16 protein-coding genes are annotated in these 13875 nt (G+C 64.2%); 7 read left to right on the forward strand and 9 right to left on the reverse strand.

Annotation, left to right across the window (positions count from 1 at the left end; translation table 11 throughout):
* Positions 1–154 precede the first annotated feature (154 nt).
* From J7E82_RS08095 to J7E82_RS08105, 3 genes are read left to right on the forward strand one after another with little or no spacing between them, the layout of a single operon-like run.
* Entirely contained in the window at positions 155–388 is a 234-nt protein-coding gene (locus J7E82_RS08095) for a helix-turn-helix transcriptional regulator (protein WP_214862112.1), read from the forward strand.
* Positions 385–1584, forward strand: coding sequence for a type II toxin-antitoxin system HipA family toxin (locus J7E82_RS08100; RefSeq protein WP_214862113.1), 1200 nt, complete (start codon positions 385–387; stop codon positions 1582–1584). Before J7E82_RS08095 ends, J7E82_RS08100 begins: the two co-directional genes overlap by 4 nt.
* Before the next feature lie 37 nt (positions 1585–1621).
* Positions 1622–2194 (forward strand): MOSC domain-containing protein, encoded by a 573-nt coding sequence (locus tag J7E82_RS08105; RefSeq protein ID WP_214862114.1) that lies wholly within the window; start codon positions 1622–1624, stop codon positions 2192–2194.
* A 72-nt stretch (positions 2195–2266) separates the two neighbouring features.
* Here J7E82_RS08105 and J7E82_RS08110 read toward each other — a convergent pair whose 3' ends face one another.
* Positions 2267–2965, reverse strand: coding sequence for a serine hydrolase domain-containing protein (locus J7E82_RS08110; protein ID WP_251041611.1), 699 nt, complete (start codon positions 2963–2965; stop codon positions 2267–2269).
* Between the two features lie 9 nt (positions 2966–2974).
* Complete coding sequence (gene gluQRS / locus J7E82_RS08115; RefSeq protein WP_214862115.1) at positions 2975–3880, reverse strand: tRNA glutamyl-Q(34) synthetase GluQRS; 906 nt, start codon at positions 3878–3880, stop codon at positions 2975–2977.
* Positions 3881–4289: 409 nt separating this feature from the next.
* Here gluQRS and J7E82_RS08120 point away from each other — a divergent pair, with 409 nt between their 5' ends.
* Positions 4290–4757 carry an Lrp/AsnC family transcriptional regulator gene (locus J7E82_RS08120; RefSeq protein ID WP_214862116.1) on the forward strand — a complete coding sequence of 156 codons (468 nt, stop codon included), beginning with the start codon at positions 4290–4292 and terminating at the stop codon, positions 4755–4757.
* Between the two features lie 11 nt (positions 4758–4768).
* On the opposite strand, the gene J7E82_RS08125 is transcribed toward J7E82_RS08120, so the two are convergent.
* The gene (locus J7E82_RS08125; RefSeq protein WP_214862117.1) at positions 4769–5224 is read right to left on the reverse strand and encodes an Lrp/AsnC family transcriptional regulator; all 456 of its coding nucleotides are present in this window, start codon (positions 5222–5224) and stop codon (positions 4769–4771) included.
* A 106-nt stretch (positions 5225–5330) separates the two neighbouring features.
* Between J7E82_RS08125 and J7E82_RS08130 the strand changes: the two genes are divergently transcribed.
* Both J7E82_RS08130 and ligD read left to right on the forward strand, forming a co-directional pair.
* Positions 5331–5981, forward strand: a complete 651-nt coding sequence (locus tag J7E82_RS08130; protein ID WP_214862118.1) for a LysE family translocator — start codon at positions 5331–5333, stop codon at positions 5979–5981.
* A gap of 84 nt (positions 5982–6065) precedes the next feature.
* Positions 6066–7088 carry a non-homologous end-joining DNA ligase gene (gene ligD / locus J7E82_RS08135; RefSeq protein WP_214862119.1) on the forward strand — a complete coding sequence of 341 codons (1023 nt, stop codon included), beginning with the start codon at positions 6066–6068 and terminating at the stop codon, positions 7086–7088.
* A gap of 46 nt (positions 7089–7134) precedes the next feature.
* On the opposite strand, the gene J7E82_RS08140 is transcribed toward ligD, so the two are convergent.
* Positions 7135–8118 carry a hypothetical protein gene (locus J7E82_RS08140; RefSeq protein WP_214862120.1) on the reverse strand — a complete coding sequence of 328 codons (984 nt, stop codon included), beginning with the start codon at positions 8116–8118 and terminating at the stop codon, positions 7135–7137.
* Positions 8119–8318: 200 nt separating this feature from the next.
* Between J7E82_RS08140 and J7E82_RS08145 the strand changes: the two genes are divergently transcribed.
* On the forward strand, positions 8319–8792 hold the full coding sequence (locus J7E82_RS08145) for a DUF4383 domain-containing protein (protein WP_214862121.1): 474 nt from the start codon (positions 8319–8321) through the stop codon (positions 8790–8792).
* A 166-nt stretch (positions 8793–8958) separates the two neighbouring features.
* Here J7E82_RS08145 and J7E82_RS08150 read toward each other — a convergent pair whose 3' ends face one another.
* From J7E82_RS08150 to J7E82_RS08170, 5 genes are all read right to left on the reverse strand, one after another.
* Positions 8959–9639, reverse strand: coding sequence for a response regulator transcription factor (locus J7E82_RS08150; RefSeq protein ID WP_214862122.1), 681 nt, complete (start codon positions 9637–9639; stop codon positions 8959–8961).
* Positions 9632–11041 carry a sensor histidine kinase gene (locus J7E82_RS08155; RefSeq protein WP_214862123.1) on the reverse strand — a complete coding sequence of 470 codons (1410 nt, stop codon included), beginning with the start codon at positions 11039–11041 and terminating at the stop codon, positions 9632–9634. The genes J7E82_RS08150 and J7E82_RS08155 overlap by 8 nt, the downstream gene beginning before the upstream one ends.
* Positions 11042–11142: 101 nt before the next feature.
* Positions 11143–11646, reverse strand: coding sequence for a DUF456 domain-containing protein (locus J7E82_RS08160; protein WP_214862124.1), 504 nt, complete (start codon positions 11644–11646; stop codon positions 11143–11145).
* 117 nt (positions 11647–11763) lie between these two features.
* Complete coding sequence (locus J7E82_RS08165; RefSeq protein WP_214862125.1) at positions 11764–12957, reverse strand: NADP-dependent malic enzyme; 1194 nt, start codon at positions 12955–12957, stop codon at positions 11764–11766.
* A 287-nt stretch (positions 12958–13244) separates the two neighbouring features.
* Positions 13245–13850, reverse strand: coding sequence for a TetR/AcrR family transcriptional regulator (locus J7E82_RS08170; RefSeq protein ID WP_214862126.1), 606 nt, complete (start codon positions 13848–13850; stop codon positions 13245–13247).
* Positions 13851–13875: the final 25 nt, after the last annotated feature.

Here is a 13875-nt window from a genome sequence, read left to right on the forward strand (position 1 = left end):
AGGCCGTAAGTGACCCCGCGTTGGTTTGCAGAGCGGCACGAACGTTCCGAAGTGGGCAGGAAAAGGGCTTGAAAGCCGTACTCAAGGGCGGATAATAAAAGAAACGGTACGAACGTGCCGATCTCGCTGTCGAAAGCTGATCAAAGGAGACCCCTTGACCGCCAGGGCGTTCGCCGAAGGCCTCGGCGCCGAAGTCCGCTCGCGGCGCCTCGAGCTGAGCCTCAACCAGTCCGACCTCGCCGACCTCGCCGGAGTGTCGGAGCGCTTTGTGCGCTTCGTGGAGCAGGGCAAGCCGACCGTCCAGCTGGAACCGCTCGTGGCGGTCCTGCGAACCCTTGGCCTGGAGCTCACTGTTCGGACCGCGTCGAGTGAATCCGAGCGGCAGTGACCTTCCACCGCATCGCCGACGTCTACAAGCAGGGAGTCCTTGCCGCCCGGCTGGAGCGCCATGCAGGCGGTACCAAATTCAGCTACCTGCCGAAGTATCTCGACGGCGTTGGCCCCGCCGTCGCCACTACGCTGCCACGGTCCCCCGAGCCCGTGCTCACACCCAGCGGCGCCGTTCCCCCCTACTTCACCGGACTGCTTCCGGAAGGCCGGCGCCTCAACTCACTGCGGCGGGCCGTTAAGGCAAGCGCCGACGACGAACTGGCGCTCCTCATGGCTGCCGGCGGGGATGCTGTGGGCGATGTCCAGACCCTCCCTCACGGCGAGCCGCCCACGCAAGGCGGCACCGCCGTCGTCCTTGATCCCAAGCTGCCGCTGGACTTTGATGCGCTGCTGGGAGACTCGGGACTCATCGATCCCGTGGCGCTGGCAGGTGTGCAGGACAAGTTGTCCGCAGGAATGATCTCGCTGCCCGTGGCGCAGGCCGGCAAGCGCTACATCCTGAAACTCAACGCCCCGGAGTTTCCGTTCGTCGTCGAGAATGAATACCTCATGTTCCGGTACGCCCGGAAACTACGGATTCCCGTGGGCAACGTCCAGCTGGTCCACGACGTCGCCAGGCGGGCAGGGCTGCTGGTGGAGCGTTTTGATCGCATCACCACCGACCACGGCGCAGCCAGGAGCCTCGCTGTCGAGGACGGCGCGCAGGTGCTGGGACTGTATCCCGCGGACAAATACAGCGTTCCATTCAGCGAGGTATGCCACGCCCTCGCCGCGCACTGCCCCGCACGCCTTCCTGCCCTCCGCAACCTCGTAATCCAGGCCGCGTTCGCCTGGCTGACCGGGAATGGGGACCTTCACGCCAAGAACGTGTCCATGATCCAGTCCCCTCAGAGCACGGGGTTTACGATCTCCCCCGTCTATGACATTCCCTCCACCGTGGTGTACGGCGACAAGACCCTAGCCCTCGCCCTGGGCGGCAAAAGGACCGGAATCTCCCGCAAACACTTCGTGGGCTGGGCGGTGAAACTTGGCCTGGCGGAAAGGGCGGCCGAGCAGGCTTTGGCGGTTGCGCTGAAGGCAACCGCGCCGCTCATCGGAGACCTCGACGCCGGCGCCTCGCCCTTTAACTCGAGGCAGACCAGGGACTGGATTAAGGAACTGAGCCACAGGCGCCGACTCATGGAAGGCGGATAGGAGGAGACCCGCAGACAGAAAGGGATAGCTTTATGGCATGACGGCAAGCTACAGGTACGACGTTGAGGTCCTGCACCTGCTTGTGTCCCCGGAGCACGCCTACTTCGGCCGGGCACGGGACGGTGCCGCTGACGTCCCCACAACAGATGCCGACCGCGTCGAACTGGTGGCCGGCAAGGGCATCATCGGCGACCGCTTCTTCGGCAAAGGCGCGCATATGGATGCCGCGGTCACCCTGCTCGCCATCGAAGCCATCGAAGCCATCGCCGCAGAGTTGGGTGTCGCTCCCTTCGACCCCCTCCTGCCCCGGCGCAATGTGGTCCTCAGGGGCACCCACCTTGCTCCGCTGCTTGGTCAGGAGTTCGCGCTGGAATCACGCGGTGCCCTCGTTCGGCTCCGCGGCGGGCGGCCCGCCCACCCCTGTGCCTGGATGGACGAGGTGCTGGCTCCGGGGGCGCATGCTGCCATGCGGGGGCGGGGAGGCGTGCGCTGCCAGGTGCTTTCGGACGGCGTACTGCATCGCGGCCCCGCCGTGCTGATCAGCCCTGTGCCGCTCGAGCCTGAACGGGCGGGTGAGGCTACCGTGTTGCGACCGACGCGGCTTCCGTAGCATTCACCGCAGCCTTCATCCCCAATACTTTCCTTCATCCGCCAAACCTAGGGCACGGCATGCGTTCCCCGCTCAGGCACTGTCGTCCCCTCCAGCCCGGCAATCGCCTGCCGCACTGCTGAGCTCAACAGGAAGTTCCGGCAGCCGGCGCCGCCCGGTTCCGCTTGCTGGGGCACGTACCCGAACCCGAGTTCGTAGACAGGGTCCGCGAAGCCCAGGGAAGCGCTGGCACCATCGTGGCCGAACGCCCGGTAGCTGCCGAATGGCATGCGGGCATGCGACTTCATGAACACCGTGGCGAAGCAGGCGGTCTCGCCGAACACCCGGTCGATCCCGAAAACCTGCTCGGCGGTCACCGTCCGGATGGTCTCCTCGGTCAGAATTGTTGCATTCGTCCAGGGTGAGGCCGCCTTCGATGCCCAGGAGCCCGGCCTGGTGCGACAACAACTGGGCGACCTTGATGGTTGCCTTGCCTTCGGCACCGAATTCCGGCCAGTACTTGACCACTTCGGCGTCGGGATCCAACAGACCGTCCTGGACCAGGAGGGCCATGACCAGCCCGGCCATTCCTTTGGAGCAGGAAAAGATACCGGTGACGGAATCCGGCCGGCAGTGCGGCCCGCCGCTGATATCCAGGACCTTGATTCCACGGTGATAGGCGCCCAGCTGGGCCGAGTACTCGGGGTCCTGGTCAAGGAAACTGCGGAACAGCTCCGCGACGGACTCAAAGCCCGGGGCGATAATCTGTGTGTCGGTCCGGTGGAGATCCATCGAGCCAGCCTAGCCGCTGTTGCGCCTCCCGGGAGCGAGGGGTGGCCACACCCAGGGTTCCCTGGGCAGCGCAAGGGGATCGAAGGACGCCAGCGCGTTTACCAACGGGCCCGGCGGGAGGCGAAGGGACTCCAGGATGGTGTCCCTCACCTCTTCGGCGGGCTGCCCGACGGCGGCAAGGTCGGCGAGCGTGACAGCTCCGTCACGCTTGGCGAGTCGGGCGCCGTCGTGGTTTACCACCAGCGGTACGTGCGCATACTCGGGGACCGGGTGGCCGAGCAGGGACGCAAGGTACGCCTGGCGCGGAGTCGAGGGCAGGAGGTCGTCGCCCCGGACCACCTGGTCGATCCCCTGATCGGCGTCGTCCACCACCACGGCGAGGTTGTACGCGGTCACGCCGTCGTTCCTGCGGAGCACGAAGTCGTCCACCACTCCCGTGTAGCTGCCGTGCAGCAGATCCTGGACTGTCCGGTGCTCGACGTCGGCACGGAGGCGGGTTGCCGCCGGCCGGGAGGCGCGGCGAATCTCACGCTCCGCAGGGGAAAGGTTCCGGCACGTCCCTGGATAGGCGCCCTGTGGCGCGTGCGGTGCCGAGGGTGCCTCTTGGATTTCACGGCGGGTGCAGAAGCATTCGTAAGTGAGGCCTGCGGCAGTGAGGCGGCCCAGGGCGGAGTCATAGACCGGCGAGCGATCGGTCTGCCGAATCGGCTCGCCGTCCCATTCGAGGCCGACGGCGGTCAGGTCCCGCAACTGCGCGGCTTCAGCCCCGGCCCGGGCCCGATCGAGGTCCTCAACGCGGAGCAGGAACTGCCGTCCAGTGGAGCGTGCGAAAAGCCAGGCCAGGATCGCCGTCCGTAGGTTCCCGACGTGCAGTTCACCCGACGGGCTCGGGGCGAAGCGGCCGGCGGAAGTCATGGTCCCAGCCTAAAGGGCAGGCCTGCACTGACCACATGCGTGCGGAGATTCGCCATTTCTGCGGGGGCGTTGGGGGCATGCAGGGTCTCAGCCGAAACCCTCCCCGAGGCACACAAAAGCCCCTCAGCTACCGCAACAAGTGCGGGGGCCCAGGGGCTCTCATGGTGTGTCCGCCGGAGGCGGACCAAGCGGAATGACCATGGTGTGAACAAGAGTCAATCAGCGGCTGCATCCTTGCGGGACGCATGGTTCGACTTGCGGGTGGTGTGCCGGTTCGCCGTAGCCTGCGGGGTCAGCGGTCGCTTTGCCCCTTACTGGCCCTAATTGAACAGGAGTGCTACATTCGGCGCAATGGGGCGGTCCTGCATTGATCAGTCTGACTACCCGGCCAGGAAATTAACGACAAGGGATGATCACTTTGCAGGAGCTCGACGCCACCGACAAGAAGATCCTGGCCGCCTTGGACGAGGACCCCCGCGTTCCTGTCATGGTCCTGGCCCAGAAGCTTGGCCTCGCTCGCGGCACTGTACATTCACGCCTCGAGCGGATGACGACGTCGGGCGCCCTCCGCCCGAACAGCAGCCGGGTCCTTCCGGCGGCCCTGGGGCGAGGGGTTGCCGCTGCGGTGAGCGCGGAGCTGGACCAAAGCCGGCTTAACGAGGCGATCGCCGCGCTGCGCGAAATCCCGGAAGTGCTGGAATGCCATGCCCCGGCCGGGGACACGGACCTCATCATCCGCGTTGTAGCCACCAGCCCGGACGACCTCTACCGCGTATCGGAGGAGATCCGCCTGTGCCCGGGCATCGTACGCACGTCCACCAGCATGTTCCTCCGCGAAGTGATTCCCTACCGAACCACCGGCCTGCTGAATCCCTAGCTCCTGCCGCCTTAGACCGGGGGGCCCGCATTCGTCTTAAGGTTCTTCATCACCAGCGTTGACGTCAGGCGTTCAACGGCGGGCAGTTCCGAGAGCTGGTCGTCGTAGAACCGCTGATACGCCGGCAGGTCAGTGGAGATCACGCGCAGGAGGTAATCCGGCGAACCGAACAGCCGCTGCGCCTCCACAATGTTGGGCAGCGCCGCAACGCGGTCCTCGAACGCGGACATGGTTGCGCGATCCGCCTGCCTCAGGGTCACGAAGACGATCGCCTCGAACCCCAGCCCAATCGCAGCCGGATCGATATCGGCGCGATAGCCGCGAATCACGCCCGAAGACTCCAGGTCCTTCAGCCGCCGATGGCAGGGAGCAACAGTCAGTCCGACCTTTGAGGCGAGCGCCGTGGCAGTCATTCGGCCGTCCTCTTTGAGGTAGCGCAAAATACTTCTATCAATTCCGTCAACCACAGATAAATCTTACCCAAATCCCGGCCAAAGGCGACAAAAGAGAGAACACTTCTGCCCTCTTTTTGCCTAGTCTTTTCCTCGTCAACCTTCTAGCCCGGGAGTCATCGTGGATCCGCAGCTCTTCCTCGCCTTTGTCCTGATATCGGCCACCCTGGCCTGCACCCCGGGAGTGGACTGGGCCTACTCCATCGCGGCGGGCCTTCGTGAGCGCAGCTTTATTCCTGCAGTCGCCGGGCTCTGCAGCGGTTATGTGGTGCACACGCTCCTCATGGCGTTTGGCCTGGCGGCCCTTCTGGCCGGCGTCCCGGGCCTCCTCGGCTGGCTCACCATCGCCGGCGCCGCCTACCTGTTGTGGCTGGGCGTCGGCACCATCCGTTCATGGCGAGGCGCCACCTTCACTGCGGACGACGCCGTCGGGCAGCCCGGCCGCCGTCAAGCCAGCCAGCTGATGGCCTTCCTGCAGGGGGTGGGCACCAGCGGCATCAACCCGAAAGGGCTGCTGTTTTTCCTGGCGCTCGTTCCACAGTTCGTCAGTGCCGACGCTGCGTTGCCTGTTCCCGTACAGTCAGGCCTGCTGGGCATGACCTTCGTGGTCCTGGCCGCGATGGTGTACACGGCCGTGGCGCTGGCCTCGCGGACCCTGCTGCAGTCCAGGCCCGCTGCGGCCCGCGTTGTCACCCTCAGCAGCGGTGTGGTCATGGTGGTCCTGGGTACCGTGCTGCTGGCCGAGCAGCTTCTCCCCCTGATCCGGGCCTAGAGCTGCCGGGGCCTTTGGTTTTCCGTGGGACCCATGCCCCTGACCCATGGACAGGGGGCCGCAGGTCAGGGGTAAGTTGTTCGCATGGCATCCGAGGCGACAATCCTGTCCGTTGAAGGTCCGCACGGCACCCGTGAGGTGCGCATCTCGAGTCCGAGCCGCGTTATGTGGCCGGAACTCGGGATCACCAAGCTGGACCTGGCGAAGTATCTTGTTGACGTAGGCGAAGCATTCATTGCCTCCAACGGAGATCGGCCGGTCTCCTTGCAACGATTCTCAGACACCATTGAGGGCGAGCAGTACTTCTCGAAGAACCCGCCGAAGGGCGCCCCGGACTTCATTCGTTCGGTGAATGTTGTTTATCCCAGCGCACGGTCGCACCCGCAGCTGGTGCTGGATGAACCGGCGGCGGCCGTGTGGGCGGCGCAAATGAACACTGTGGTTTTTCACCCGTGGCCCTCGCGTGCAGAGAACTCGGATAACCCTGACCAGCTGCGCATCGATTTGGATCCACAGCCCGGCACCGATTTCGACGACGCCGTGCCGGCCGCCCTTGAGCTTCGAAAGGTGCTCGAGGAAGCGGGACTCAACGCGTTCATCAAAACGTCAGGAAATCGTGGCATTCACGTCTATGCCCCTATTGAGCCGGTACGGGAGTTCCTTGATGTCCGTCATGCAGTGATTGCTGCAGCGCGCGAGCTTGAGCGGCGGATGCCGGATAAGGTCACGACGTCCTGGTGGAAGGAGGAGCGCGGGAAGAAGGTGTTCGTCGATTTCAACCAGGCCAATCGCGACCGGACGATTGCCGGAGCCTACAGTCCGCGAGCTCTGGCCCACGCTCCGGTGTCGTGCCCTATTGAGTGGGAGGAACTGGAGTCGGTCAGCCCGAAGGATTTCACGATGCTTACGGTTCCTGAGCGGCTGCGTACGGTGGGTGACCCGTGGGCCCGGTTCCATGAAAAGCCGGGCACCACCGACACGCTGCTGGAGTGGTGGCAGCGTGACCTGGACGCAGGGCTGGGTGAGATGCCGTTCCCTCCGGATTATCCGAAGATGCCCGGGGAGCCGCCAAGGGTGCAGCCAAGCCGGGCGAAGAAGGACAACTAGGGCGTTACCGGCGTGGTGCCGCTAGCGGCCTAGTGCTGCTACAGGCCTAATCGGCGTCGTCCTCGCCGAAGTCCTGCTTCCACAAGCGGCGCACTTGGACGTCCTTGCTGATTCCGTCCACGGTCTCAACCTTCGTGGCCTGGCGCTGGCGGGCCCGTTCGCTGAGGCTGAATCGTCCCGCATCAAGGGCCAGCAGCGCACGGTCCGTGATGGCGTCATTGCGCAACGCCAGCGCCGTCTTGCGGCGGCGGAGGACTTCCTTCAGCGCGACGTTCGCCCCGCCAAATGCGCCGAGCGCCCGCAGTGACCTGGCCCTGATCAGGAGCAAGGCCGCCGACAGGTCATCCTCGTTGAGCAGCTCGTCAGTCCAGTCGTCGACGTCGGCGTGTCGTCCAAGTGCCTGGGCGGCGGTGCAGCGGGCCAGTGCATGGGGCAGCGACGGCGGCAAGGCACCCAGCGCCTGCAGCGCCTCCTTGATGCGCCCTGTTTCCCGGAGGCAGTGGGACAAGGCGAGGAACACGGACTCCTCACTGAACAGGACCGGAACGTCAATCCGCTCTGCGACTTCAACCCTGGTGACCACGGTCTGCAGGTAGGTCGCGGAGAACTGGCTGGCGTCGTCGTCGATCCTCAGGGAGAGTCCTCGCTGAAGGAGCTCCGCGGCCCGCTGATAGCCGCCCTGCTTGTAGGACAGCAGGCCGGCCATGACAAAGCAAAGCCCTGCCCAGCCTGGATTTGCCCGGCCGAGGGCGATCAGCCGCTCGGGTTCGGTGCTGGTGAAGATGGCCTGATGCATAGCCTTCGCGGTTTTTCCCCCCATGCGCTTGAGCCTCGGAACGCTACCCAGCACAGCGAGGCGGCGCGGGTCCCGGCCGCCCAGCGCCCCGGCGGCGCTCTCCCCCACATCCTCGGCAAGTCGACGCAGCTGGGTGCGGACGTGCCCATTACGGAACGGTGTGAAGTCGCGGCTGTCCCGATAGATCGGCCCATAGACAGACGATCCGGCGCCGAGCTGATGCCCATCGTTCATGGACCCATGCTAACCGGACTGACTGGCGGCGGGGACGGGCTTGCGCCCCCTGTGCAAAACGGCGGTCCCGGGTGCACACCACCTGCATTACAGGGGCTTGCGGGAGTAAAATGTGGGCGTCGGCAGGATTCCGACGACTTCTTGCCGCGAGGCCGGTCCTCCAATCGAAGGACCGGTTAGTCAAGGGTATGGGAGGAAACATGAGCACCGCATCGCACCCCGCCTCACACCATCACGCGATGGGTTTGACACTACGCAATACGGCAATGGGTGTTGGAGTGGTATTTCTGCTGGTTGGCATCCTGGGGTTCATCCCGGGCATCACAACCAATTACGGCGCCATGACTTTTGCAGGGCCGGAGTCAGGGGCAGCGCTGTTTGGTATTTTCCAAGTATCTATTCTGCACAACATCGTCCACCTGCTCTTTGGGGTTGCCGGAGTGGCCATGGCCAGGAGCGACAGGAATTCACGCCTGTTCCTGGTTGGCGGCGGCATCGTGTATCTGGTGCTGTGGCTGTACGGCCTGCTCTTCGCCGGCCCCACGGCTGCAAACTTCGTGCCGATGAACAACGCGGATAACTGGCTGCACCTGATTCTTGGCGTGGCCATGCTCGGCCTTGGCCTTTGGCTGGGCCGCGACCTCAGGGACGACGCACGGCGCCGCTCGATGTAATGGGGTTACCGCGGGGGGTCTTTTCCCACCGCAAATTGACAGACCACGGCAGTCCGGGACGCTCGGACTGCCGTGGTCTGTCATACCCAAGCAATGCGGGGTCACTTACGGCCCATAATTGGCCTTCGATTGGGCCTTAAGCGACCCCGCGTTGGTTTGTAATGCTTCAGCCCAGCAGGCGGTGCTCGTAGGCGAAAGCTACGAGCTGCAGTCTTGATTTGACTCCTAGCTTGGAGAGCACGCTCCGGAGGTGGCTCTTTACTGTTGCCTCTGAGACGAACAGGCTTTCTGCAATGTCCCCATTGGCCAGGCCCTTCGCTGCCAGGAGGAAGACGTCCCGTTCGCGGACCGTCAGTTGGTCCAGCACCGCCAGGTCCGGACCTGCCGCTGGCACAGTTCGGGCGGCGTGCTGGAAGAGCTCATGTACCGACCCCGGTGCGATCACTGAATAACCCGAATAGACGGTGCGGATGGCGGCCAGCAGGAACTCGGGCTCCGCGCTCTTGAGGAGATAGCCGCTGGCGCCGGCCTGAACAGCTTCGACGACGGCCTGGTCGCGATTGAAGGTGGTCAGCGCAATGATCCTGGGCTTGTCCTCGCCAACGGCGGCCGAGTGGTCGGCGATCCGGCGGGTAGCGGCGACACCGTCGAGCACGGGCATCCGCAGATCCATCAGCATCACATCCGGCCGCTTCGATGCGGCCAGCGCCACGGCCTCTTCCCCATCGCGCGCTTCCCCTACCAGGGCCATGTCGTCCTGGCTTTGAATGAGCATCCGAATGCCCGCGCGAAAGAGCTCCTGGTCATCCACCAGGGCAACGCCGATGGCCGCGGCAGCATCAGCCATGAACTTCCACCCGCGGTGTGGCATCGACGGCGGGAGCCGTCTCGGTGGTGACCGGTGCGTCGAGTGCAGGAGTGCCCTGGTCAGGAGCCGTCTCCTGACCAGGAGCGCTCTCCCGCTGAGGACCTGTCGCACGGGCGGCCGGGCCATAGGGGATGAAGACCGTGACGCGGAACTGCTCCCCGTCGTGCCCGGCGGTGAGCCAGCCGCCGGCAAGGTGGGCTCGCTCGCGCATGCCCGCAATTCCCCGCCCCAGCCGACGCTCCTCGAAGCCTGGTACTTGAGCGCCTGATTTTTCATGAACGTCTGACGCCGGCACATTCGACGTCGGCACATCGGACGCCGCGTGGAGGGTCAGCCCTGGTCCGCTCCAGTCAAAGTGCAGTCTGACGGCAGTACCGCGCCCGCCATGCTTGAGGGCATTCGTCAGGCACTCCTGCACAATCCGGAAGACGGCGAGTTGCTGTCCGTGCCCCAGTTCCACCAGATCACCGGATTCGCTGTGCTGGATCTTCAAGTTTCCCTGCCGCATGCGTTCCACCAGCGGGCCAACATCACTGAGCCGGGGCTGGGGGGTGACCATTCCGTCGTCGCGCACTCCCTCGATGACCCGCTGCGCGTCAACGAGGGCGCTGCGTGCTGAACTGGCGATATTCTCCAAGGCCTTCAGGACCGCCGGAGGCTGATCCTTGCTGAGGTAGCGTGTGCCGTCTGCCTGCGCTGCGATGACCGCCAGTGAATGGGCGAGTACGTCGTGCAGGTCCCGGGCGATCCTGGTGCGTTCCTGCTCCACGATCAGTTCCACCTCCGTTTCCTTCAGGCTGGCCTGGGCAAGGTTTCGGGCCCGGAAAAGGCTGCCTCTCTCCTCATACAAAGCCAGGGCGGCGCCCACCGCCGCACAGCCGGCGGCTATCAGCAGCAGCAGGGCGAAGAGCTGCCACCAAAGCTGCTGAAGAGCCCAACGGTCGCCCCCGTATATCGGCATGAACCAACCGAAACCCCAGCCATAACGCCACGAAATCATCATGAAGGCCATCACGCCGGCGAAGAGGAAATTCGTGCCGACGGCGATGAAGCGCATCCGACGCTTTGACCTCCACAGAATGAAACCGAAGGCAATGAACGTACCGATATAGATGGCCCAGTGATTCGATTCCATGGCTGGAAACACATAGAGCAACTGTCCGCCGAGGAACAAGCCGCTGACTGCGAGGGAAACGGCAGGCCGCCATGCCGATACGGCAATGGCAACAGTGGTGAAGAACAGGGCGGGAGTTCCCGACCAGGTGGGGAACCCTGGCCACGGTCCCATCCTTCCCGCCTCGGCCACGCACCAGAGGACGAAGAAAATTACGGCCGCCACCGGGGCGCCCCATTGCCGTACGAATTTCAGAATCGGTTCCATGCCAGTCACCATAAGCACGGGACAGCCGCGGAATTGCCCGATTCGCGGGTTCGAGGGCCGATCTCCACCTCGGAGCCAGAAGATTCATCCCTTCGGGCTGCCTAGCCCGTCGCCACATTCACCCAGACGCCGATAACCCATGTGCTTGCTGCGAGGCAGGCCAGGCCAAACTCCACCAAGATTCCCAGCCCGGTCGCCTTCAGGGCAGCAATGCTCGTACGCACCGCCACAGGGAAGTTCCTGGTGCGCTGGACTTCACTGAGCAGAAGCCCGACGGCGAAACCCACCACTAGCCCTACCACCGGGATGACGAACATCCCAACAACGCCCACCACGAGGCCTATACCGACAGAGCGGTTGGGGATCCGATGTTCCCTAAGCTTCCGGCCAGTCAGGACGGCACTCGCCGCCATACCCACCAGCACAAAGACCAGGCCGATGCCGAAGACCACCCAGCCGGTTGCCCCTGCTCTGCCCCAGATGGCCCATGCCAGGAGGCTCAGGGCGATCAGGAAGCCTCCCGGCAGGACGGGAATGACGGTTCCCGCAACACCAACAAGGATGGCCAGGCCGCACAGGACAGTCACCAGGATCTCGACGTTCATGGGCCCCAGTCTAGGGTGCCGAGAAAATGTTCCCGGGGGATAAAAAACGACGCCGACCCTCCCCAGCACGGGAGGACCGACGTCGTTGGCTTTGTGGTACGTCTACTCGGCGGCTGGCTACTCGGCGACGGCGGCCGCAACGGCGGCGGTCACGGCCGGAGCAACGCGCGGATCCAGCGGGCTCGGGACGATGTACTCCGCCGAGAGGCCTTCTTCCGCAAGCTCCGCAATGGCATTGGCTGCAGCGAGCTTCATAGCCGGCGTGATCCGGCGGGCACCGGCGTCCAGTGCTCCCCGGAAGATCCCGGGGAAGGCCAGGACGTTATTGATCTGGTTCGGGAAGTCGCTGCGGCCGGTGGCAACCACAGCTGCATACTTGGCGGCAACATCCGGCAGGACTTCGGGATCCGGGTTGGACAGCGCAAACACAATCGAGCTGTGGTTCATCAGCTTCAGGTGCTCCTCGGCCAACTTGGAGGAGGAGACGCCGATGAAGACGTCGGCACCCAGGAGGGCCTCGGCCGGTCCGCCGGTAACGCCGCGCGGGTTGGTCCGCTGTGCAATGCGCGCCTTGACGCTGCCGGAATCGGCCACGAGGTCGGTGCGCTCCGCGTTGATCACTCCGCGGGAGTCGAGGATAACGACGTCGGTGACTCCGGCAGTCAGCAGGATCTCGGAGACTGCGATGCCAGCCGCTCCGGCACCGGAAACAACAACACGCAGGTCCGCGAGCTGCCGGCCCGTCACCTTTGCGGCGTTAGTCAGGGCTGCGAGGGCGACGACGGCGGTACCGTGCTGGTCATCGTGCATGACCGGGCAGTCAAGTGCCTCGATGAGGCGTTCCTCGAGTTCGAAGCAGCGGGGAGCTGCGATGTCCTCAAGGTTGACGGCGCCGAAGCTTGGGCGGAGCCGGACGAGGGTTTCGATGATCTCGTCTACATCGGTGGTGTCCAGTACCAGTGGAATGGAGTCGAGGTCGCCGAAAGCCTTGAACAGCGCGGACTTGCCTTCCATGACAGGCAGGGAGGCACTGGCTCCAATGTTGCCCAGGCCAAGGACGGCCGTGCCGTCGCTGACCACGGCCACCAGTCGCTGGGCCCAGGTGTGGGTCCGGGCAAGTTCCGGGTTGGCGTGGATGGCCCGGCTGACCTGGGCCACGCCCGGGGTGTAGGCGATGGAAAGGTCCCGCTTGTTATCCAGCGGAACAGTGCTGGAAATCGAGAGCTTTCCGCCCTCGTGTGCTGCGAAGATCTCCTCTTCGCTCAAATCCGCGGCGGAATCAATGTCAGGTGTGATGATCTCAATGGACAACGTTGTCTCCTCAGGCTAGCCGTGGACCCACGGCACAATGGGGCAGTCGAGGATTCTCAAGGGGACCAAGGGTGGTTGGTCCGGCAGTGTGAGGCACCTCTGTATCTCTGGCTGCTAGCCGCGGCGGTGTTGCAATCGTAGGCGCCAGCGGAGGGCTGCTTTTGCCATTTAGTGCCTTGATGCACCGGTGAAACGCTTCATGCGCGCCTTTAGTGACGTACATCACTTAGAAAATAAGATTTAAACCTTCCAGAGGACTAGGCCAGTTACGCACTTGCGTCGTGACCCTACGCCTTCGATAGGAGTCCACAGGCCTTTTTGAGGTCTTCCTCGGCCTCAAAGAGGGACAGACGCCGGTTGCGCACTGACTGGACCAGACCAGTGATCAGGTGGAGCAGGACGCGGGGTTTAACGCCTTCTCCCGCAGCCTTGGCTACCGCTTTCTCCGCCAACGAATCAATCTCCCTCATCAACTGTGTGGAATCCTCGTCCCGGCCATAAGGAGTGCGAACCAGGGACTGCTCGACCGCGGGCTGCATGACTCGCATATGGAAGATCTCCATCGCCACGCCGGTCAAGGCATGAGCGCGTACCCTGGCACTGCCGGGCCAGATCCCCACCTCAAGCTCCCTCAACTGCTCCCGGTGCAGCGCCAGCATGAGATGAGTGGTGGACGGGAAATATCGATAGAGAGTGCCCAAGGGAATATCGGCTTTGGCAGCGACATCGGCAAGGCTCAAGGTATCCAGGTGCCGCTGTGCAAAGCCTGCCGCCGTCTTGAGGATGCGCGTGTAGCGCAGCTTCTGCCGCGGTGAAGTGGGGGCAGCGGCCATATGGGGCAGCCCACTGGCAAGATTGAGGGAATAGGGTTCCAAGGAATACGGTTCGGACATTTCCGGCGTTCTGTTGCGTAGGCGT

Origin of the sequence: Arthrobacter sp. ISL-30, from assembly GCF_018613855.1 — a bacterium.
Taxonomy (GTDB): Bacteria; Actinomycetota; Actinomycetes; order Actinomycetales; family Micrococcaceae; genus Arthrobacter.